The organism is Pseudoalteromonas sp. US3C1004, assembly GCF_048401065.1.
Taxonomy (GTDB): domain Bacteria; phylum Pseudomonadota; class Gammaproteobacteria; order Enterobacterales; family Alteromonadaceae; genus Pseudoalteromonas; species Pseudoalteromonas undina.
This window is the reverse complement of the sequence record NZ_CP183073.1, coordinates 430882-454143: the sequence shown is the minus strand read 5'-3', so window position 1 is coordinate 454143 and position 23262 is coordinate 430882. Positions and strand designations below refer to the sequence as shown.

Sequence of the window (23262 nt, the reverse complement as noted above, 5' to 3'; positions counted from 1 at the left end):
GTAGAACTCTACGTTTTAAAGTAAAAGTTGCTAGAAGTTGTAAAAAGTTCACACACATAGGTATAACTCAAGCGATTGAAATATGAGTAGAATTACAAAGAGATTAACGTTATTAGCTTTGTTCTTCTAAAAATATCAACAACCCACGCTCATAGCGACTTAGATACTTAGTCTTACGGGGTAGTTTGTCTAAGTTATTAAAGTCCTTTAGAGATTCTTTACCTCCTTTACACAGCTCAATCAACTTTGGATGAATATATGAATTACGAGCTATTGCTGGGGTATTCCCTAAATTACTTGAAACGCTACCTAACATATCTTTAAGCGAAAGCTGGCCGTTTGATTTATGTAAGACTTCAAATGCCAAAACACTGGCCCGCCATGTTCTAAAATGTTTTGCACTAAACTGCTCACCCATAACACTTTGAATAAACTCATTCACTTCTTTGGAGGTAACATCACAACACTCGCCTTCATCGATATATTGGAATAAGCTCTGCCCAGGCAAATCTTGCAACTGCTGTATGATAGAGCTAAGCACTTTATCTGTTATATTCACTTCTCTTTGCTTACCGGATTTTGCTTTATACTTTAAGCGAATATTTTTACCCGTTAGTTTTGCATGCCGGCTACGTAATGTCGTAGCACCAAAACTATTGTTATGTTTGGCATTTTTTTTAGAACCAACGCGCAGAGCTCCAAGGTCCATTAAACGTACAACGGCTGCAATTGTGCGCTGGCAATCAAGTTCATTACCTCGCAAATATTCCGATAGTTTTGCTCTTAACAAAGGCAGTTTATTTCCAAATAAAACACATGCTTCAAACTTTTTAAGCTCTTGCTGCTCCCTAAACTCGGGATGATAAAAGTATTGCTTGCGGTCTTTGTTGTCGTAGCCAGTAGCTAAAATATGCCCATTTTCTTCTGGGCATAACCATACATCTTTGTATGCGGGGGGAAAAGCGAGACTGTCTAACCGCTCTATTTCATCTTTATCATGTATTTTCTTTCCTGCAGGATCATAATAAACCCATTGGTTTTCATGCCTCTTTCGAGTAATACCCGGCAAGTTATCATCGACATAAATTAGTTTCATTTTATTCCTTTAAATTTTTGTAATCCTCAAATCAAACGGTGCCATCAATAACAAGGGCTAGTTCTCACTAGCCCCAATTTATGCGATTTATCGGCTCCAATACCTAAGATTACGAATTTTTGAGACAAACTCACTTGCGGAAATTTTATTTAAATCCAACCAGCCATCATCAAGCTGTCCATTTAAACCCGTAGCCTCGATTAAAGGAGTTGCTTTATCACTAAAGCCGATATACTTCATATGTGCATAAGCATCACTGACAAAATCTTTCGCCTCCGGTATTTCAGCAAACTTTTTAGCGCCTTCATTAGTGGTAAGCAGAACTATTGCGTCGTAAAGCACCGAAGGACCGCCATTAATCACTTGATCGGCCTCAACAACCTCGCCATTACTGTTTTTAGCACCACCAACTTGAGCCGCAATAACTTCATGACTTGCACCTTCCTCTTTAAGGCTTTGTGTTAATAAATTAAAGGTTTCAGCATCAAAACCATCACTTACTAATATACCAAGCTTCCTGCCTTTAAATGTATTTGGCGCATTTTTTAAAATACTTAGCGCATCAGATACTGGTAAATCTTGACGGGTATCAAGCGCAGCTTCTGCGGCATCTGGCATAGTTTGTAAACCTAAACCCAATGCAACTTGCTCAGCAAGCTTGTTATCAATGTTTAACAGATGAGAAACCACGCGTTCTCTGATACGTAAATGCTCTACTTTAGATAACTCAAAAATCAAAGCATCTTGAATATGCGTTTGCTCAATGTCAGTTTGACTTAAATAGAATTGGCGCGCTTGGCTATAGTGATCACTAAATGTTTCTGAGCGATAGCGTAATTTACCCCCGTCAGTTTCAGATTCTGAGCTTTTGAATCCGTGTACAGGGCACTCTCGCGGGTTGTTTTCACCCCCGCTGAATGAATTAGGTTCGTAATTAACCCGGCCTTTGGGGTTCTGCATTGCCATGTGGCCATCTTGAAGAAAATGTCTCATCGGGCATTTTGGTGCATTAATAGGAATTTGTGTGAAATTAGGCCCACCTAGGCGTTTGGTTTGTGTATCTAGGTAAGAAAAATTACGGCCTTGCAATAAAGGATCGGGAGTAAAATCAAGCCCAGGCACTATATTTTGAGTACAAAATGCAACCTGTTCGGTTTCTGCGAAGAAGTTGTCTACGACTCGATTGAGTACCATTTTACCAATAACTTTAACTGGTACTTGCTCTTCGGGTATCAGTTTAGTGGCATCAAAAACATCGAACTCGAACTCTTCAGCAAATTTTTGATCAAATACTTGAATGCCCAGCTCCCATTCCGGATAGTCACCATTATTAATTGATTCCCACATATCACGACGATGAAAATCAGGATCAGCGCCATTTAATTTCAATGCCTCATTCCAAACCACTGACTGCATACCGCCTTTAGGTTTCCAGTGGAACTTAACAAATTTTTCTTCACCTTGTGCATTAATAAACTTAAAAGTATGAACGCCAAACCCTTCCATAAACCTTAATGAGCGCGGGATAGCTCTATCTGACATTGCCCACATAACCATGTGCATGGATTCTGGCGACAAACTTACAAAATCCCAAAAATTATCGTGGGCTGTTTGCGCTTGTGGAAAACCACGATCTGGTTCTGCTTTTGCGCTATGTATAAGGTCGGGAAACTTCATCGCGTCTTGAATGAAAAAAACTGGGATATTATTGCCTACCAGATCCCAATTACCTTCCTGCGTATAAAACTTAACGGCAAAACCTCGCACATCACGTGCTAAATCAGGCGAGCCCTGATTACCCGCCACTGTTGAAAAGCGTGCAAAAACAGGTGTTTTTTCACCTTTACGTTGAAAAATATCAACAGAAGTCAAATCATCTAAAGCATCATACGTTTCAAAGTAACCATGTGCACCATACCCTCTTGCGTGAACAACTCGCTCAGGAATTCGCTCGTGATCAAAGTGAAACAACTTTTCTCGTAACACATGATCTTCCAATAGTCCTGGTCCGCGTTGACCTGCTTTTAATGAATTTTGATTGTCACTGATAGGGCAACCTTGTGCGGTTGTCATTACGGGATGGTCTTTATTAGCTTTTTGATGAAGCTCTCCTGCATGTCCTTTATTATTTGCATACTTAAATGACTCTGCCATAACTTTTCTTCCTTAAATAATTTTTTGATTGCTATATTTTTATAGGGTTAAAAAACAATAACCAAGCAAAATAAAGACCACCTATAAATAGTTTTAAAATCAATAAGTAAGAAAGAAATGAAAATATTTCACCAATACAAACTATAAAAATTACACAACAAATGTAAGCTTTCCTCAGAGCATCATTTTATTAAATTACTAAGCAATCAGCTTGTTCTGATTTTCATTATTACTGTATTTTTACAATGATAGATTTAGTGAGAACTTTGTCTGTATTGAGGGTTAAGAAAGGTTTGAACGCAAGATGCTACTCAGCTTTTTTCTTGTTTAAAATAGCGTTCTGCTTTTGCACATGTAAGTTTAGATAATGAAAATTTACTCCCTTTATCTGGGCATAGTTTCTTTAAAAGACTTACTGCATAACGCCCACAACTTGGCAAAGTAAATAACTCTTATTCCTCAGTAACACCTAGCGCAGATTGATAACTCAACTGATAAAACACCTTAAGTAATAACATCTGTCTCTGCGGATGAGTGATAGATTTGACCTAGTAATTATTAGATATGACAATATAAAAGATTTTTAAAAAATGATAAAAACATCTTTATTCCTTTAAAAACCTATTTAATTATAATTATTCAGTCAATTACCTAACTCAGTTATTGGCTGCCTTAATATTAAAATATTGATGCTAATATTCTTCAAAACTATCTAACCAATTACAATTGTATTTTGATAATTCAGTAAAGAGTCAGGCCAACTTTGTTATCACTGTTGCTGCATTTTTTCGGTGCTGCTTGAGTCGTAAAACGCCTTGCTTAGCCTTTAATACTAAATGCTATTTTCTATTGCAACCAAGGCTACTCACGCATTATGACAACGACTTTTTTAAGTAAGCCACAGCAAGTCGCGCTGCAACAAGCACTGTTTAGCAGTAAGCTGTTAAACAGTGAGATAGTAACAAGTGATAACCCACCATCACAAAAGCAACAAGCCTATGGGCGTATAGCTGTAATGCTCTATCGCTTTAATTTACAAAAAATAAAATGGCCATCTTTTTTAAAAACAGCAATAACCGCAGCAGCCGAAGAATGTTCATGGTTAGCCAACGAACTTAACAGATGCCAGCAGAGCTACCAAGCCCAACCTAATGACGCCTTAATATTTGAACAATCCGCATTCTTTAGTGGTATTTTTAGCGAAGAACTCGCTTATATTGACACTTTGCTTTGGACTGAAGAATAAGTTGAATAAAGACTCAATTCCAAGACACAGAAATACATAATGTAATCTATGCATTGTCACTTTTACCCGAATAACTAATAATTACTTTAACTACCTAAATAAGTTATGGTTATTTAACAGCTAAACTAGTGTTTTTGTAAAATTAAAAACAACTTTTTTATTATTAATGGACACCTTATATCATTTTAATTAACGTATAATCCGACTTATTTAGAAACAACTTAACTAACAAATTAATCTGTCAGCCTAACGTATTAACTTAATATCAATACTCTAAATTTAAATACGCCAAGAGACTATTTTGCTAAAAATAGTCTCTATAATTTAATCAACGTTATTATTTCATGCCTGCTAGGGTCATCAAAAAGCGGATCACTAGGGACACTAAAAATAATGAAGTAACACTCAATACCCAAATGATAAGCAACCATTTAAATTGATACAGCTTCTTTTTCATATATCCTCCGCAAAGTCTTCTCTTAATATTGCAATTAGCAATTAATGATATCCCTCGGTATCAATAACCTTGCCACGAAACACATAATAAGACCAAAACGTATAAGCCAATATAAATGGCACAATGATAACAACACCAACTAACGTGAATTTTAAACTTGATTCTGGTGCTGCTGCTTCATAGATAGACACGCTCGGCGGAATAATATTGGGCCAAAGGCTAATACATAACCCTAAATACCCCATAAACAGCATACACAGTGTATAAATAAATGGCCGATAATGCTTAGCTGAATTTACCGAGCCAAGTAATAACAAAACAAAAATACCAGTAATAATGGGCAAAGGAGCAAGGTATGCAATATTCGACCAATTAAACCACATTGCTTTGACGTCAGGATTGATCATTGGTGTGTAGATGCTAATACCTAACATACACAATGCTAGTAAAATGGTTAATGGCTTAATAAGTTTACGCATTTGTTTATATAAATTATGCTCTGTTTTGACCACTAACCATGTGGCACCCAATAAGCCATAAGCAAACAATAAACTACACCCTGTAAATAAGCTAAATGGTGTTAACCAGTCCAACGTATCACCAGCAAACTCACCATTTACAACGGGAAAGCCAATAATAACTGCGCCCATTGCGGTTCCTTGAGCAAAGGTTGCCATAAACGAACCTACAAAAAATAGCTTGTCCCATAATGGACGATGAGGTTCTGTTGCTTTAAAACGAAATTCAAACGCAACGCCTCGCAATATTAAGCCAAATAACATCACTAAAATCGGTCCATACAAGGCTGATAATATAACTGAATAAGCCATAGGAAACGCGGTTAACAAACCAGCCCCACCAAGTACTAACCAAGTTTCGTTACCATCCCAAACGGGAGCAACAGAGTTAACCATAATATCTCTTTCATGGTTATTTTTAACCAGAGGAAAAAGTAGGCCAATCCCTAAGTCAAAACCATCTAAAAACACATACATCATTAAACCAAAGCCAATAATGAGTGCCCAAATACTAGGTAAGTTAAAATCCATCATTTAATCTCCTAAAGCTCAATACCATCAGCCGCTGATAATGGACGAGCCGGACGTTTGTTTAGATCGTCTTTATTATCATTGCTAGGCACTTTTTCAGGGCCTTTTTTGATAAGTGCTAACATATAACGTACACCTACCCCGAATACACATACATATAAAACAACAAAAGTAAGTAATGAATAACTCATTGCCGTCATCGAATGAGCAGAGCTTGCATCAACCGTTCTTTGCAACCCATAGACAACCCAGGGTTGTCGTCCAACTTCAGTAACAAACCACCCGGTAAGCATTGCAATCAAACCCGTAGGTCCCATTACTACACAGTATCTCAAGAACCATTTATTCTCGTATATGCGCCTTTTTTTACGTAATACTAACCCAGTAATTCCTAACAAAATCATTAGTAAACCTAAAGCAATCATGATTCTAAAACTAAAAAAAACAATCGGTACATTGGGGCGGTCTTGTGCAGGAACTGATGTTAATGGGGCAATCGTACCATCAACACTATGGGTTAAAATTAGGCTAGCTAGATGTGGGATCTCTATCGCGTAATCGTTACGTTCCTGCTCCATATTTGGCCAGGCAAATAAAACTAAGGGGACACCTTCGCCGGGTTCTGATTCATGCCAATGCCCTTCCATTGCAGCCACTTTAATCGGTTGATACTCAAGTGTATTTAGTCCGTGTATATCTCCTACAAAAGCCTGCATTGGGGCAGTAAACAACAACATCCACATTGCCATCGACAGCATCTTTTTTGCCGCCTGAGTGTGTGAGTTTTTTAATAAATGCCATGCACCAGAGCCACCGACTAATAGTGCAGTCGCTAAAAAAGCTGCTAAGCCCATATGAGCTAAACGATAAGGAAATGAGGGGTTAAATATAATCTCAAACCAATCAACAGGAACCGCTCGGCCGTCAATAATTTCATAGCCTTGAGGTGTTTGCATCCAACTATTAGACGCTAAAATCCAAGTCATCGAAATTAACGTACCGATTGCTACTAAACAGGTGGATGTAAAATGAAGTTTTTCGCCAACTTTATTCCAACCAAAAAGCATAACGCCAAGAAAGCCTGCTTCTAAGAAAAATGCGGTTAGCACCTCATAACTCAATAGTGGCCCAGTAATAGCCCCTGAAAAATTAGAAAACTGACTCCAATTAGTACCAAACTGGTAAGCCATTACAATGCCGGAAACCACACCCATCGCAAAATTGACCGCAAATATTTTCATCCAAAAACGACAAAGCGTCATATATATTGGTTTTCGGGTGTATAACCAAAGCCCTTCAAGTACCGCAAGGAAGCTTGCTAAACCAATGGTTATTGCAGGAAATATAATATGAAAAGAGACTGTAAATGCAAACTGAATACGAGCTAAATCAATAGCTGTTAAATCGATCATAGCGCTAACCTACTCCTAGTTAATTACAGAGCAAACATTAAACTCGTTAGCTATAGTAATATCTTTATTTTTGCAGTACAGGCACAGAAAAATAATTTACAATAGGGACAGATTGTCACCATGAGTGATTTTATGAAGCAGTTAAAATATATAGAGCTTGAGGCTACATTAAAAAAGAGAATATTAGCTCACGGCTTTATGCCAACAGGAAAACTCCCCTCAGTGAGAGAGCTTTGTAAACTACAAAACCTTTCAAAAGCAACCGTTTTACATGCACTACATCGTTTGGAGTCACAAGGGTTTATTTATGTAAAACCTAAGTCAGGTTATTTTGTAACTCAAACAAAGCCAGTCAAAAGAGCGATACCCAAGCAAATAGCAACGCCGTTAACACCGCAAAATGTGTCTGTACCCACTATTTTAAAAGATATAATGACGCGCAGTGCAGCCTTTGATATTTTACCTAGTGCAGGTATACCCAGTGACGCGGCACATTTAACCATTCTTAATCGACATATAACTAAAGCGTTTCGCACTTCTTCGGATCAAAAAGCTTTTTACTATAATAATTCTGATGGTAATTTAGCTTTGAAATATGCATTACTTAGTCACTATCACACACTAAAGCAAAAACCGGATGAGCTTTGCATTACTAATGGCTGCCAGCATAGTTTATTTATTTCACTGATGGCCACTTGTTCACCAGGCGACACTGTGGCTGTTGAATCCCCAACTTTTTACGGGGTGTTGCAAATATTAGAGCAACTTGATCTGAAAATATTAGAAATAGAATGCGATCCAGAGCACGGCTTGAGTATTGTCGATCTGACAAAAAAAATAACCCAGTGGCCAATAAAGGCATGCGTGGTCTCACCTAACTACTCAACACCAACAGGTGCATACATGCCCCAAAATGCAAGAGAAGCACTGCTAAAATTGGCAATTCAACGTAACTTTTGCATTATTGAAGACGACATCTACGGCGATTTATCTTTTCCTCCTTTTTACAGTGAGCCTTTAAAAAGTCTCGACACCCGAGGAGACGTTATTTTATGTAGTTCGTTTTCAAAAAGCTTATCAAGAGATTTACGTATAGGTTGGGTTTTCGGAGGAAAATGGCATGAAAAAATCACTCAACTTAAACTCGTTACACAACTTTCTTCATGTGAATCCATTCAACAAGGATTAGCAAGCTTTATAGAAGGCGGCCACTATCGGCGCTACCTAAATAAACATGTATGTGCAATTAAACAGCAGCAACAACAACTTATTAATTTTTTACAAAGTCATTGGCCAGAAGAAATTCGATTTACACAAGCTCATGGCGGCATATCAATGTGGGTCGAGTTAGATGAGTCAATTGACACCCAAAAAAGCTATAATGAGATACTGCAGCAAGGTATCGTTATGACACCTGGCTCACTTTTTTCAGCATCAGGGCAATATAAAAACTTTTTACGACTAAGTTATATTCACCCTTTCACTAAAAAAAGAGAAGTAGCAATCAAAAAACTATTTTGCACGCTATTTGCTAAAAAAACACAGAATGTGTAGCGAATTTAATCCCACTATATTTTAATAATAAGAATACTTCACATTAGCGACTTTAATAGTAAAGGCAATTATCTGAGCAAGTAAATATACGAAATAGATCAGTAAAAATATAAACAGCTATAGCCGCAGTTCTACAAAACTGCAGCTAAATAGGCTTTTTAAGAGAAATTAAAAGCTATATTTTAAGCTCAGTTTATAATTGACTGGCTCACCTGGTTGAGTCCAAATTGCAGAGTAAGAATTTGAGTAATATTCTTTATCCAGCACGTTATTAATGTTCAGTTGTACAATCACATCTTCATTAACGTTGTAAGTTGCGAACAGGTTCACCAGTGTATACGAAGGTAAGTAGTACGTAGGGTCTATGGTTTCACCTAAGCGTTCCCCCTCATACTGAACAGCTATACCAACGCTTGCATTTAAATCGATTAAATCATTCAATTCTCTTTTAATACGTGCATTTGCACTGTGTTTAGGAATATTGAGTAAAGGGCTACCTTTTGGTAATTTTACCCACCAATCTGTATTAACCGTGTCGTTTGCTGTTTTTGCATCGGTGTAGGTATAGGCCAAATCAAATGAGGTGCGCTCTGTAATATAACCGTGTAAATCAAACTCAACGCCTTCGCTAGTTACCTCGCCTAACGCCGTCGACACGCCTGCTTGCAAATCTGTGGTCAACATATTGCTTTTTTCGGCGCTAAATACAGTAAAGCTACCATTTAGGGTATCGGTGCTAAATTTAACACCCGCCTCAATAGAGGTTGTTGATTCTGGCTCAAATGCATCACCATTTATATCGTAACCACTGTTTGGCCTAAAACCTTCAGAGTAACTGCTGTAATACTGTATGTCGTCTGAGAAAGCATACACTAAGCCTACTCGTGGGCTGAATGTACTCTGATTGCTTTTAGACTGACTTTGATTAATATGATTATCTATTTGCTGATCAAACCAATCATAACGACCGCCTACTTGTACTTTCCACTGCTCAGTGACGTCGATTTGATCTTGAATATAAATCCCGTAGCTATGCTGTACTTCAGTGCTGTTGAATAAAAGTGAGCCTTCGGGTGCTGTTTGCCCATACACAGGGTTATACATATTAATGGCATAGCGCGTATCTTCAAGCGTAGGGCGATATCTATACCAAAGTTTATCAAAATCAAACTTGCTGGCATCGGCACCTATTAATAAATGATGGGTAAACCCAGCAGCAGTAACGCTGCCACTTAGCTCAGTGCGGGCTGAAATATTTTTAGTTTGAAAATCACGCTCGTTATGTTGCCGACTTAAAGTTTCGCCATCAGTAAAATAAACCTGCCTGCTAGGGGCGAGTTCAGCATCACTCGATTCGCTTATAAATTTAGAATCGCTATAGCTAAGCCCATTTAAAAGTGACCATTCCCCTATTTGATGCTCAAAAGTCAGTTGATGAGAAATCGCATCAACCTCTGTTGGTTTATCGCTTGGCTCACCTAAAAACGTTTCAATAGGTAATGCGTCTATCTTCCCGTCTAGGGCAACAATGCCACGGTCAAACGTCACACTCTGATCAACATACTCTAGTTCATAATTTAATTTTGTTGTGTCGGATATTAACCAAAGAATTGAAGGTGTGATCACCGTTTTTTTATTTTCGTGGTAGTCTCTAAAACCCTCACCGTCTTCAATTGCACCATTTACTCTAAAAGCGAGTTCATTGGTAATAGCATTAGTGTAGTCACCTTCAGCGCGATAACTCTGCCAACTCCCTGCAGATACTTTCAAAGAGCCTTGTTCTTCAAACTGTGGCTTTTTAGTGATGATATTAATAGTACCGCCAGGCTCAGAGCGACCATAAAGAGCAGAGCCAGGCCCTTTCATCACTTCTACATAATCAATATTACTGGTATCGCGGGTACCGCTAAAACTTCGACCCGATGAAAAACCATTAATTAAAAAGCCTGAAGGAATATTCTCATCGCCTACTAAGCCACGTACTGCAAAGCTTTCCCACAATCCACCAAAATCATTTTGTTCAGAAATACTCGGCGTTAAATCAAATATATCGGTGAGTGTAGTCACTCCTGCGTCATCGAGGTTTTCTGCTGATATAAACTCAATACTTTGCGGTTGCTCGCTTAAGGGCACATCGCCACGAAAAGCTTGTCTAACACCCGTAACCGCTATTTTCTCTATGTTAGCTGACGCTGAAGCTGCGTATACAGAAGGCGCTAAAATGGTACTTATAGCAATTGATATGGCAGATATTTGGTATCGATTTATTAAGTTCATTCTATCTCTTAGATATCATGCAAGCTTAATCGGTTAAGTTTTTACTAAAATTTTTTTAGTAAAGCCGATTAAATAAACATGAAATACAAATGGTAATTATTGTTATTTGCAATAATATACAAATAGAATAAAAAGAGCTACCCTACAGCAACAAATTTTACAAAGTTATTAGAGGCTGTTTTTTCTTTTTGAATTAAACGTATTCAACATCGAAAAATAAATACCTCCTAAAATTTAGAGAAAAAAATGAAAATATTACCTTTCGCCTGCATGGCATTAGTCACATCAATATCAAGCGCATACAGCGAACAAACACAGGCTCATGCAATATGGTTTGCAGAGCGCTCATCACAGTTGGCCTTTATATATGGCGAAGGCGCACAAGATTTAGATACCGTAAAACGACAAAATAAAATTAAAAGCATTACTGGCTATAACAAAAACTGGCAACAACAAAACGTAAAGCTTGTTGAGTCAGGGCCTATGATGCTGCTAAATGATAAAACCGTTTATGCGGTTACTGGCATGCTCGATAATGGGTTGTGGAGTAAAACAAAGGAAGGTAAATGGTTTGCTAAAGGTCGAGATGCAATCCCCAATGCACTATTAAGCGAACATACTAAAAAGTACGCAGTACATTTACGTGGCCCGCTTGCCCAAGTACCTGCGCTTAAAAATCAGCAATTGCAAATTCTTCCTGTAGGCGAAGAATTTTCAGATCAAAAAGGAGCTATGGTTAGTTACCGCATAACTTTCAATAGTAAAGCTGTTCAAGGTGCTAAAGTAATCAATGATTTAGTAAACGATCCAGATCAAGAAGCAATAGTTAGTAATGATGACGGCTTGGTCACATTGCCATTGCGTAACCAAGGCTTAAACGTAATAGCCGCGATCTACGACGAAAAAAGCACGAATTTAAATGTATTTGATAAAACCGAGCATTTAGCCACACTCTCATTTGTTTTACCCCATGCCGCAGAGTAAACTTTAAATACAGTCAAGTCAGCTCAATTCCTTACTCGCTGGCTGACTTTTCATTCTCAATTATCACTGTTTAGCCCTAAGCGGTGATAATTTAAAAAGTAGCCTTGAAAACCTAACTATTTAATAAAAAAGAAAAAACACCCCAAAACATCACACTTTTATTTATAAAATATTAATCATTAAAGTCGGGGAATTATAATAAATAAAGTTCATAACGCTCACGTCTATCAAAAATAACACAATTAACCTGATTAAAAACCAACCTTTATTTATTAAATTTTTGCTCTACAGTTTATTAATTAGTGGTGCTACAACGAACCTGTTATTTTTCAAAGATACAAGTCGATAAATGGACTGCCAAAAGGAATTTAAAAATGATCTCAAATTTAAATCAAATTGGTTTCACTTCAATTAAAGCAAAATTATTAGCGAGTTTTAGTCTAATAATCATCATGCTAATTGTTACTGCTGGGATTGGTATATATAACCTTTCCATAATGAATGATCAGATGAGTAAAATAATTAATGTTTCAGCTGAAAAAGTAAAACTGGCAGCTAGAGTCAATCAAGGCGCTTTAGCTGTATCTCGAGCTGAAAAAAATATAATTTTGGCAGACTCAAAAGCAGCCATGGATGAATACGCCGACTTCATAGCTCAAACGCGAGATGAAATGCTAGAGCGACGTGCAACTCTTCGCAATTTAGTCAATGACAACGGCAAACGTTTACTCGATGAATTTGCCGCGACATGGGATGAATATATTGAGGTAAATCTTCAAATTCGAGACCTAGCAAGAGCTGATTTAAACGACAAAGCAATAGCCTTATCTAAAAATGAAGGCAGGAGACTAAACGATTTAGCCATTTCTCAAATGGCTAATTTAGTAAATGCAATCGAACAAGATATGGCAAATGACGAGTTAGAAGCTCAAGCACGGCACTCCTCTGCATATAGCTTAATGCTTGTAATTACCCTTGTAGGCTTAATCGCAGGTATTGTTATTGCCATTTTTATCTCTTCGAGAATTACCGGCGCACTTAATCGCCTTTCACATAGAATGAACGATATTGCCGATGGCGAAGGTGATTTAACCGTAACAGTCGACGATTCATCAAAAGATGAAACCGGCGACGTTGCCCGCGCATTTAATAAATTTGTTGCTAAAATTCGCACCACAATAACCTCAGTGGCATCTGAAACCACTCAGGTTGCATCAACTTCCGAAGAGCTTTCAATAGTTAGTAACACCACAAGTGCAGCAGTTAAAAAGCTGCATGATGAAACGCAACAAGTTGCCACCGCTATGACGCAAATGAATGCAACAATTCAAGACGTTGCCAATAGCGCAGAAAATGCAGCCAGTTCAGCAAGTGATTCAAATAATAATGCTAAAGCCGGTGAAAGCATGGTGAACGAAACAGTTCACGCGGTTGATAACCTTACTAAAGAAATTAATCAATCCGCCTCTGCAATTGAAAAGCTACAAGCCGACAGCGAAAATATAAGTACCATATTAGATGTTATTAAAGGCGTATCTGAACAAACAAACTTATTGGCATTAAATGCCGCCATTGAAGCCGCAAGAGCGGGTGAGCAAGGCAGAGGTTTTGCAGTTGTTGCTGATGAAGTACGAACCTTAGCACAACGAACTAAAGAGTCGGCCACCAACATAGAACAAATGATCGATAAGTTTCAATCCGGAATATTAACCGCCATTGAGGTAATGACCAAAAGCCAACAACAAACAGACTTAGTTGTTGAAAAAGTCAGTAAAACAGGTGAAACCCTGCGAACAATCAATGACTACAGCAGCGCAATTAATGATATGAACGCGCAAATAGCCTCAGCCGCTGAACAACAGGCCGTGGTCGCAGATGAGATCAGCCGCAACGTTGTTAATATTAAACAAGTGACAGAGCAATCATCAGCTGCAACTGAGCAAACATCAACAGCAAGTAACGAAATGGCAATACTAGGCAATAACTTATTAAAACTGGTACAACAGTTTAAAGTGTAAGTTCTGGGCTTCTCATGCTTTCAAGCTGAGTAGTGTTCGGCAGCAGGTTTAGCAGTACAAACCACTAAAAGCATAGGTAATAAAAGGAGCTCAAATTGCAGGCATGAATGACTTGTGGTCACCTGCAAACGAGCCCTTTTGACTGCTGCCGGTGAAGAGGTAAAAACTTAAACAAGATTTTACCTCTCTTAAATTAAACTTTTAATTAGATTAGCTGCCCAACAAAGTTAACACTATTATGGGCTAAAATAGGAAACACCAAACTCCCTGTGCGCTCTCTTAGCCAAAGTAAAATAAAGCCGTAGCCGCCTGTTAATAAAATAGCGGGGAAAGAAAAGTGCCACTCTCCACCATTAAACATAACCCCATGAACTAGTCCAAATAACACCACTAAGAGCAACCCTGCAATGTTAATTGACGCACCACCTAAATTATAGCGTTCTGATATGATTGCCAAAGATATACAAAATAAAAGAATCCCTCTAAACATTGGCTCCTCATCAAAGCCTGGCATTGTTGCCTGATAAAGTAAGGTTTCTAAATCGTAATTAGGTTCACCACTCCAAAAAAGTGATACAACTATCTGTAAAATGATAAACAAGCACATAACTGTAAAAGCTGGCTTTATAGAACTTTCATTTTGCCTAAAAGTAAAACCTGCATCCGCAATACGAAAGTTAGCTTTAAATTTAACTAAAGCTAGTAGTACGACTAACCAAAGGATTATTGCCGCTACTTTTCCAGACCAATTCCACGACATATCAGGAAAAAGCATATCCAAGGGGATAACCTTTCCACCTTTAAACAAAGCAAAAAAGTAGCAAACTAAAATACCTAACGAAATCAAAGACCACATTAGATTTAAATCAACTTTTTTAAGTGCTTTTAATATCAAAACTAAAACTAATATAACGCCGACATTTGCAAATAAACCTATAAATAGATCTTCCATGAATACCTCTTTTTTAAAGGCTATTTCTAGCACTTATTTTATTATTGTTTTAAGTAGTACCGAATACTAATCCTAAATTAGATACTATTAAACAATTAGTTATAAAAGAGGTAAGCACTCTAGGTGCAAACAGGATGTTTATAGCAATTAATACTTATATGTAGTTTTGGGGTGGGTATATTTAAAACCAAATGGGTGACCCCTTTCGTTCCTTTTATTCCTAAAACAAGAGGTATAACCCTTTGGTTTTTAAAACTAATCGAAAATAAAACCTTAAAAAATATTCTAAATTAATTTGTAATGTAGTTTTATTAAATTTGTTTTTTATTTAAAGATACTGCTTTGCCTTTGTACATGTAAGCTTAGGTAATGGAAGTTTACTCACTTTGTCTGAGCATAACTTATTTAAAAAATTGACTGCAAAGCGTTCGCACCTTGACAAAGTATACAACTCATATTCCTCAGTAACACCAAGCGCAGATTGATAACTCAACTGATCAAAGTATTCATTAGTACCTAAAGCAATAACATCTTTCTCAGTCTCTGCAGATGAGTGATAGATTTTACCTAGTAAATCATTGGTAAAATCAACAATCGTATTACTTTCAGATAAATCATTCTTAAGTGAACAAACACTAAGATAAGGTGTAGCTTTGCCTACATCAAAATATAAATCATTTCCTGCCGCAAATTGACTAAAAAATATAGTGCTCAAAAAACAAAAAGGTTTAACCAATTCCACCTTACATTTCTCCATGTATTATGTAGATTATATATTCTCAAAAATTCACAGCGACTAATAATCTAATATTTGCTGATTCTGTTGGAGATTATGATTTAAAGCTGGCTTTTTAAGTATTCCACTTGCTTTTTCTGCCGTCTTTTAAGCCTTTTAATAACATTAACACTCACCTTTAAATACTTACTTTTAAAAAGTAGCAATATAAATGAATTAAAAATCATAAATAAAAATGAAAGTTCTAAACCATTAAATAAACGTTCATTTTTTTGCTCAAATATTAAACCTAAAATATAAACTAGAGACACAGCTATAGAGCACCCAGCAACTAAGCGGTAAACTTTAATAACCCAGCTTCTACCTGTAGATATGAGCGCCCCAAGAAAGATAAACACACATATGCCAATAAAAAAACCGATAACCCTAGGCCCAAGCTCATTTATAGCATCGTAAGGCCAAAGCATGACTAACATTGTAAATGCTAATGATGAGTAGCTAATAACGCTTGATACAATGGCTAAAGCACAGACTAAGCTGTATTTTAGTTTTAATATTGAATTACTCTGTAAGCTAGTAGCTCTCACTTCACTGACCATCACCTAAAACCATTATTCAAATAATACAGATGAAAACATTAGTAGTGCGCAAAGCATAAAAATTACAAAATACACTTTAAATAATCTCGAGACGTGAGCTGGTACCTTGTCTCTATCACTTAATAAATTATACCGTTTTGCATACCAATCAAATAAAAATACACTGCTATAATGAAGTAAACCATGAAGCGCCATAAAAATATTTAGGGAATAGTAGCGATTTCCATGCTCTAAAATATCTTCAACCGTTCTGAGATTTTTTGCTTTTAAATAAAAAGCTAAAGGTAAAAGAATGATAAAAATAACACTTAAGCCAACACCAAAAAATATCAAATCCATTATTTAATCAACAAAAAAGAAAAGCAGTTAATCTAAAAAAAAGTACGCCATGAGGCATGCTAATAAAAACATAAGGCTAAATGTTATAAACAAAATATAATAAAGCTTAAACCACATCTGCAAATTTTTGGGTACTTTTTCTCTCTCCTCTATTACCTTATAACGTCTAGCATACCAATCGAATAGAAATATAGAACCGTAGTGCAATGCTCCGCTACCAGCAGTTATGATATTTAATGAGTAAAAACGATTTCCATCATCTAGAACATCCTCTACCAACCGTGTTTTTTATCTTTTATAGCTATTAACATTGGTAATATTATAAAAAAGAAAAGACCCGCAGATGTAAGAAACAGAGTTAAAAACCACAACTTAATAGGCTCCATTACTTTTCAATAACCTCATATATTAACTCGCCTGCAACCCCTCCAGAATAACCTCCACTAACGCCTAATCCAGCACCTTTGGCTTTGTCTCAACATACTTAGCCTTGGTACAAGTTTGCTCATTTCCTTCTGTGTATGCTTTTACAATCTTTGTATTGGCCTAAACACCTGTCAGCGAAGTTCCAATATGGCCCAGACCTTTTTAGGTTTTGGGGCATGTTAAATTGAGTTTAAAAAATAGGGAGGCTTGGCTTTTTGAATAAAAATATTAAGAAATCAAAGTGCCCTGTTTGACCAGTAGTTTCTAATGGGTGACTCATTTCGTTTTTTAGTTCTTCATGGAGATCATTCTAAAGATTAAGACCAGATCTCCATATTAAAAAAGAAAAATTTATAAAGTTAATTAAGATTCACTTATGGTTTTAAGCTCTTTTATGAAACTTTCATCATCTTTTAATAAAAAGCATTTTGCCAGTTGTATATCAACTTCATGCTTGGTTTTCAATTGAGGTGAGTAATTTTTAACCAACAACGCAACCTGCTGAAACTTATTAGCCGAATAGCTACTCATTTCAACAATTCCACCTGTTATTTTACTAATATCATTAGTAGGAATATTATTATCTTTGAAGTACCAAAAAAAGCAATTTGCACTAGCAAAATCCATCAGTGGTTCTTTACTCTTCTCTGGCATAGATGAGCATGAAAAGCTCAAGGTGAATAATAAAAAAACTCCTATTACCTTAAACTTCGACATCACGATGCTTCCCAAAATAAAACGTTATTTGACTGGCTACCATAACCTTTATAAACGCATTTACTTCCATCCCATAAATCTGCATGTCCAGTAGCGTCAGACCAGCCATTTACTTCGTAAATAATAATACCTTTACGACCGTTTAGCTCTTTTTCATGTATTGCTGGTTTATACATATCTGGATTACCGTACTTCTCTGTTAAATACTTAATCAGTATTTTTACTCGAAAAATATACCAGTTTTTATTTTTTCCAGAAGAAACCTGCCCTTCAAATTTTCCATTGGGACCGATAGCTTTGTAGTAAGGAATCTTATGAGTAGAGTCTGCACTATTTAAAGCGAGAGAGATTCGTGTTGCGCATGCGTTATTAAAAACACCAATATCATGATTTAATTCCACTTTACCGCCTATTTTTTTAAAAACAGCTGGCGCAGGCAGTGCAGGATAGTTTTTCTGTAGAGTATTCCATGTAGGTAGATTTATCATAGTTAATTCCTTTTAATTTAGTCTATGTTGTACCTAAATTATATTTTACGAGCTTAAAAAGCAAGCTAAAATACATAACTTTAGAATTGAGCTAATGTAAATCTAATGGGTAAGTAATCTGGTTTTAAATGATCAAAAACTAATATCAGCTACAATAAACATAACAGTATGCATGAGGGCACTGACTATATAAGCCCCTATAAAAAATGCAGCGAATGCTGAAACGGCTCCACCTCCTGTATATCCGGCCTTAGCTTTTTCTATCATTAAAACATAGATGCTCAGCCCTATACTCACTTTAAACCACAGCCAGTAATCGTTACTAAATAACGGTATTGCTGCAAAAGCAATGATCGGTACTAGAATTTTACCTTCTTCGTTTTTGTGTAAAAAATAAAAAGCCATAACAGCAATATATAAAAATGGCGTTACATCACTCATATAAACAACTTCCTTGTAAATATAAAATTAAAATAAATAAATTTTAGCTATTGTACTTATTAATCAGTACTAAGCACTTAAAAACGTCATTAATTGTGTTTACTTTTTAGCTGTGCAATATTAACTCACTATAAAGCGCTAGGAACGCCTGCTCATTAGCAAACTTGATATAAAAATTAAAGGATGAACATGATTAAGCCATTTTACACAAGCTGCTTATTAGCTCTTACTCTATTAATACCCAACCAAGCTAAAGCAGAGCCTGCAGCTTTACAGTACCAGCAAATCCTTAATGATACCCTTTCAGCCAGTGAGCCTGGTGTGTCAGTAATAATAAGTAAAAATGGAAAAACTGTTTTTAAAGGAACCCGAGGGCTTGCCAACCTTGAACACAACATTGTACTAACCAATCAAAGTGTTTTGCGGTTAGGTTCTATTTCAAAACAGTTTACCGCTGCTGCAATTATGATGCTGCAAGAGCAAGGTAAATTATTAACCTCTGACGATATTCATAAGTATGTTCCAAGCTTTCCTACTGAGGGCAACCTCGTCACAATAGAAAACTTACTGACCCACACATCGGGAATAGCAAATTATACCGATGACGACGACCTGTTCGATAAAGAAATACAAGTACCTGCAAGTGTTGATGATACGCTAGCACGTTTTGCCAAGCACCCCATGGTTTTTAAACCAGGCGAAGCAATGGCTTATTCAAATACAGGTTATTCACTACTTGGTAAAATAGTGGAAGTAGCAAGTGGGCAATCTTATAAGGAGTTCGTTGAACAATATATTTTTAAAAAACTGGGGATGACACAAAGTAGCTACGAAGGGCAAGAGCTTGTTCCTCACCGCGCAGCTGGATATGAACAAACAGAGCAAGGCTTTATAAACACAAGTTATATTAATATGGATTGGCCCTATGCCGCAGGGGCGCTTATATCTACTCCAACTGACTTAAATATTTGGTTTAGTGCATTATCATCTGGCAAGCTTATTAGTAAAGCAAGTTATGAGAAGATGGTCAGCCCTTTTAAACTCAACGACGGCAGTTTTTCACCCTACGGTTACGGCCTAGTTATTAAGCCTTTTAATGACTATACGGTAATTAAACACACCGGTGGAATAAATGGCTTTTTAGCACATGCACGCTATATACCCGAGCAAAAACTATACGTAGCTGTACTCGCTAATTCAAACCATATAAACCCTATTTTTATAAACGAAAAACTCACAGCTAAAGTACTAGGTATAGAACTACCAAAATTTAAAAGCGTAAATGTAACAGCGCAGCAACTATCACCCGTTTTAGGCGATTACCGTATTAATAAAAATACTTCTCGCAGCCTAATTTATGAAAATGACGTTTTATATTCTCAGCGCACAGGTGGAAATAAAATAAAGCTAATCCCTATGTCTAAAAATAGTTTTTATTACCCTAATTCAAATAACTATTTAGTCATTGAAAAAAACAGCCAAGGGAAATTAATAATGAAATATTTTAGTGGGTTATCAACCACACCAACTGAGGCAATTAAAATTTAAGATAATTATAATGACACCTATTCTGATTTATCTATTTTTAATGTCTGAAGTCAAGATTTGACCCCTTGCTCTTCTTTGACCCCTTGCTCTTCTTTAATCAATAAGTAGAAAACTATAAATCTAGACCTTTGATGTCTGAAGTCAAGATTTGACCCTTTTGGTTTCATGATAAAATGCGTTCTCGTACTCTATTCGCAGCGGTCTAGACATAATAATTCACTCAATGAGTAGTAAACTATAAATCTAGACCTTTGATGTCTGAAGTCAAGATTTGACCCCTTTGGTTTTATTGAAATTGTAATGTTAATTTTTTAACGACTGACAGTTTTTAGTAACCTATTTTTCTTACTGAGAGTTTGTATAACATTATCACTAAGATTTTCAGGGTATTTCTTAACACCAGTAGATAAAATGATCTGAAAATCGTCATTTCCATTTATCTCTGCAACAGTGCTTAACATCGTATTCAAATTATCGAGATCAATCCCATGAGTTTCTGGAGTATCAATCAAAAGAAAACGTGGAAATGGAATATCCTTGTCTAAAGATAACTTTAACAGCGTCAAATAATAAAAAAATCTTTTAGGAACTCTTGCACTTGCTTCTTTATATTCACCATCATTAACCGAAGGAATATAGTTTCCAGAATCGATTTCCGCATTCCTACAACCTTCTAAGCAATTGACCATGTAATTATTATAAATCTCGTTGAACTCAGAGATTCGTTCTAATAATTCATTTGCAGCAATCGCTTGCATCTTTTGCTCATGTAATTTAGCTTTTTCTAAACTTGTTTTAGCTGCACTGACGTTACTTTGATGACGGGCAAGTTTAGTTTCTAATTTAAGCGCTTGTTTTAAATCATTAACAGATGATTTCAAGTCAAAAATTTTGTCATCTAGTTCCTCTACAACATCTTGATTATTAATCACTTCTATGTTTTCGATTCGATGATATATTTTTTGTTCTAGTCCTGAAATCGTATCTACTAATTCACTAATCGTGCTATTGTGTTCAACTAAATCGTCATCAATATCGGACATCGCTAGTTTAATAGTTTCTATTGACTTTATTTTGGATGACAGCAGCTCGTAATATTCAGAAGGTTCGTAAAAATATCGTTGATATTGCCCTTCTTCTATATCGGAACCACAAATGCACTTGTTTTTTGCCCTTTGGACTGTAGTCAAACAATACGGACAGGTATCGCTAGAGAACAGACTTAATTGCTTATGTGTGTGTAGAATTTTTTCTATTCTTGAAATGTCCTCTACTGTTTTGTCGTATACACTTTTAACATCTAACTTTTCTTTAAATAACTCTTTCTTGGCTCTTTCTTCCCGCTTTAATGATTGCTCTAAGCTAATTAATTGCCTTTTGTCCTTATCTATTAACTCCATACCTGAAGGGTATACAACTTTTGAGCTATAGTGCTCTAGTTTAAGTTTGTTGAGCCTTTCAATATCTTCTTGAGTATCCTCAATTTTCTTTCTTAAATGATGTTCATTTATTACTTCTTTGAATCCATTTTGATCCAAAATTTCAGAGACAATAGACTTATATTCGTTCAAAATTATGCGCTTAGAATCATAATCGCTTTGTTTGCTTTTAGTATCTCCAATAGCTGCATATAAGTCCCTTAAGTTCTTTCCAACTAATATCTCAAAAATAGCATTTCTAACTTGTACCGAGTCAGATACAAAACTATTTTTGTCGTTAGGCTTATAAATTCTTGTCCTATCTGGCTCTTGAGAGTGATAAATTAATCTAGCCAAATCATAAAACCCTAACTTAAAAGACTTACCAGCGCTAAATAACTCCATCACTGGAATATCCAATTTATCCAAAAGCCAATCAGAAAAAATATAAGTTTCCGAGTTACTTCTGTTTACAGGTAAAGAAGCAGCCTTGGGATATTCTTCACCATTAATGATGAATGCCTCGTTAGCTAAAATTTTAATTTTGTTTTCTTTAAAATCACGCAGTAAGTTAAATTTCTGACCAGATAATTTAACGTCAAGTTCTACATAATTATTGTTGTCATAAACTATCTCTTTATGTTCTTCGTCACTACCTGCTATAAACTCATCAACTTTTCCACCTAAAGCGAAATAAATTAAATTAAGTAGAGTAGATTTTCCTGTTCCATTTGGACCTTCGATAACGCTAATTGCTCGGTCAAATTTTGGAGAAACATAGCTATAGTTATTACCAAAATAGCTTACTTGATTAATTCTTATTGAACCCATACACGAAGTCCCTTATTGGTGTATACCTTTTCCACAAATGTCTTTAGTCCAACCACAGAGACTCTAGCCAAAAACTTTTTTAACCCATTAATATTGTTTAGTTCTTCTTCAAAAACTTTCTTATCAAAAAATTCTTTAGGGATGCTTTTGTTTAAAACTTTGACATTTAGCACCTCTGGTGATTTAGTTTTTATGAGTTCAACAAAACCCTTAATTTCAAGAGTTAACAATAGCTTATATACATCTTTTGCGTGAATTGTTCCATTAGTGTATGAGGTGTATAACAAATCCTTGTCTCGTACATTAGCAATATGCGATTCAGGATTTTCATTTAAAATGCTAACTATTGAGTTAGAAGAAATAATATGTATCAAATACGATAATTTTCGGTGATCATTGAACAAGCGGCTCTTCTTTGCCGAAAACTGATCCAAACAAAGAATTAACAAATAAGTCATGTAGTAGTAGTCTTCACCAGAAAGGTGACTAAGCTTTCTTACTTTTTTAGTATCCATCTTCA

General features: G+C 36.1%; 20 protein-coding genes. 5 read left to right on the top strand and 15 right to left on the bottom strand.

Annotated elements, in window-relative coordinates:
• Positions 1-112: 112 nt before the first annotated feature.
• Entirely contained in the window at positions 113-1096 is a 984-nt protein-coding gene (locus ACNSN3_RS02105) for a DNA topoisomerase IB (RefSeq protein WP_418608423.1), read from the bottom strand.
• A gap of 87 nt (positions 1097-1183) precedes the next feature.
• Positions 1184-3250 (bottom strand): catalase, encoded by a 2067-nt coding sequence (locus tag ACNSN3_RS02100; protein WP_418608421.1) that lies wholly within the window; start codon positions 3248-3250, stop codon positions 1184-1186.
• 874 nt (positions 3251-4124) lie between these two features.
• Here ACNSN3_RS02100 and ACNSN3_RS02095 point away from each other — a divergent pair.
• Complete coding sequence (locus ACNSN3_RS02095; protein WP_075170433.1) at positions 4125-4496, top strand: hypothetical protein; 372 nt, start codon at positions 4125-4127, stop codon at positions 4494-4496.
• Positions 4497-4833: 337 nt separating this feature from the next.
• Here ACNSN3_RS02095 and ACNSN3_RS02090 read toward each other — a convergent pair whose 3' ends face one another.
• Genes ACNSN3_RS02090 through ACNSN3_RS02080 form a run of 3 tightly spaced genes read right to left on the bottom strand, consistent with a single transcriptional unit; the run spans position 4834 to position 7414 of the window.
• Entirely contained in the window at positions 4834-4953 is a 120-nt protein-coding gene (locus tag ACNSN3_RS02090) for a DUF2474 family protein (RefSeq protein WP_081374113.1), read from the bottom strand.
• Between the two features lie 41 nt (positions 4954-4994).
• Positions 4995-6005: a cytochrome d ubiquinol oxidase subunit II gene (gene cydB / locus ACNSN3_RS02085; RefSeq protein ID WP_303046958.1), complete on the bottom strand. Its 1011-nt coding sequence runs from the start codon at positions 6003-6005 to the stop codon at positions 4995-4997.
• 8 nt (positions 6006-6013) lie between these two features.
• Entirely contained in the window at positions 6014-7414 is a 1401-nt protein-coding gene (locus tag ACNSN3_RS02080) for a cytochrome ubiquinol oxidase subunit I (protein WP_054202286.1), read from the bottom strand.
• Positions 7415-7546: 132 nt separating this feature from the next.
• Between ACNSN3_RS02080 and ACNSN3_RS02075 the strand changes: the two genes are divergently transcribed.
• A complete protein-coding gene (locus tag ACNSN3_RS02075; protein ID WP_175573841.1) occupies positions 7547-8968 on the top strand; it encodes a PLP-dependent aminotransferase family protein in 1422 nt (473 codons plus the stop codon).
• Between the two features lie 168 nt (positions 8969-9136).
• Here the strand turns inward: ACNSN3_RS02075 and ACNSN3_RS02070 are convergent, their stop codons facing one another.
• Positions 9137-11245, bottom strand: a complete 2109-nt coding sequence (locus ACNSN3_RS02070) for a TonB-dependent siderophore receptor (protein ID WP_418608416.1) — start codon at positions 11243-11245, stop codon at positions 9137-9139.
• Between the two features lie 246 nt (positions 11246-11491).
• Between ACNSN3_RS02070 and ACNSN3_RS02065 the strand changes: the two genes are divergently transcribed.
• On the top strand, positions 11492-12229 hold the full coding sequence (locus ACNSN3_RS02065; RefSeq protein ID WP_418608414.1) for a DUF4198 domain-containing protein: 738 nt from the start codon (positions 11492-11494) through the stop codon (positions 12227-12229).
• 374 nt (positions 12230-12603) lie between these two features.
• A complete protein-coding gene (locus ACNSN3_RS02060; RefSeq protein ID WP_418608412.1) occupies positions 12604-14247 on the top strand; it encodes a methyl-accepting chemotaxis protein in 1644 nt (547 codons plus the stop codon).
• A 205-nt stretch (positions 14248-14452) separates the two neighbouring features.
• Here the strand turns inward: ACNSN3_RS02060 and ACNSN3_RS02055 are convergent, their stop codons facing one another.
• The 7 genes from ACNSN3_RS02055 to ACNSN3_RS02025 all read right to left on the bottom strand — a co-directional run bounded on the left by ACNSN3_RS02055 (position 14453) and on the right by ACNSN3_RS02025 (position 18945).
• Positions 14453-15199: a type II CAAX prenyl endopeptidase Rce1 family protein gene (locus ACNSN3_RS02055; protein ID WP_418608410.1), complete on the bottom strand. Its 747-nt coding sequence runs from the start codon at positions 15197-15199 to the stop codon at positions 14453-14455.
• 328 nt (positions 15200-15527) lie between these two features.
• Positions 15528-15941: a hypothetical protein gene (locus ACNSN3_RS02050; RefSeq protein WP_418608408.1), complete on the bottom strand. Its 414-nt coding sequence runs from the start codon at positions 15939-15941 to the stop codon at positions 15528-15530.
• Between the two features lie 95 nt (positions 15942-16036).
• A complete protein-coding gene (locus ACNSN3_RS02045) occupies positions 16037-16537 on the bottom strand; it encodes a hypothetical protein (RefSeq protein WP_418608406.1) in 501 nt (166 codons plus the stop codon).
• 9 nt (positions 16538-16546) lie between these two features.
• Positions 16547-16873 (bottom strand): hypothetical protein, encoded by a 327-nt coding sequence (locus ACNSN3_RS02040; protein WP_418608404.1) that lies wholly within the window; start codon positions 16871-16873, stop codon positions 16547-16549.
• A gap of 789 nt (positions 16874-17662) precedes the next feature.
• On the bottom strand, positions 17663-18016 hold the full coding sequence (locus ACNSN3_RS02035; RefSeq protein ID WP_418608402.1) for a hypothetical protein: 354 nt from the start codon (positions 18014-18016) through the stop codon (positions 17663-17665).
• A complete protein-coding gene (locus tag ACNSN3_RS02030; protein WP_418608400.1) occupies positions 18016-18504 on the bottom strand; it encodes a type VI secretion system amidase effector protein Tae4 in 489 nt (162 codons plus the stop codon). Before ACNSN3_RS02030 ends, ACNSN3_RS02035 begins: the two co-directional genes overlap by 1 nt.
• Positions 18505-18636: 132 nt before the next feature.
• Entirely contained in the window at positions 18637-18945 is a 309-nt protein-coding gene (locus ACNSN3_RS02025) for a hypothetical protein (RefSeq protein ID WP_418608398.1), read from the bottom strand.
• A gap of 189 nt (positions 18946-19134) precedes the next feature.
• On the opposite strand from ACNSN3_RS02025, the gene ACNSN3_RS02020 reads away from it, so the two are divergent.
• The gene (locus ACNSN3_RS02020) at positions 19135-20493 is read left to right on the top strand and encodes a serine hydrolase domain-containing protein (protein WP_418608396.1); all 1359 of its coding nucleotides are present in this window, start codon (positions 19135-19137) and stop codon (positions 20491-20493) included.
• 311 nt (positions 20494-20804) lie between these two features.
• Here the strand turns inward: ACNSN3_RS02020 and ACNSN3_RS02015 are convergent, their stop codons facing one another.
• Together ACNSN3_RS02015 and ACNSN3_RS02010 are read right to left on the bottom strand one after the other, a co-directional pair.
• Complete coding sequence (locus tag ACNSN3_RS02015; RefSeq protein ID WP_418608394.1) at positions 20805-22742, bottom strand: AAA family ATPase; 1938 nt, start codon at positions 22740-22742, stop codon at positions 20805-20807.
• Positions 22730-23257, bottom strand: coding sequence for a hypothetical protein (locus tag ACNSN3_RS02010; protein WP_418608392.1), 528 nt, complete (start codon positions 23255-23257; stop codon positions 22730-22732). The genes ACNSN3_RS02015 and ACNSN3_RS02010 overlap by 13 nt, the downstream gene beginning before the upstream one ends.
• Between the last annotated feature and the right edge of the window lie 5 nt (positions 23258-23262).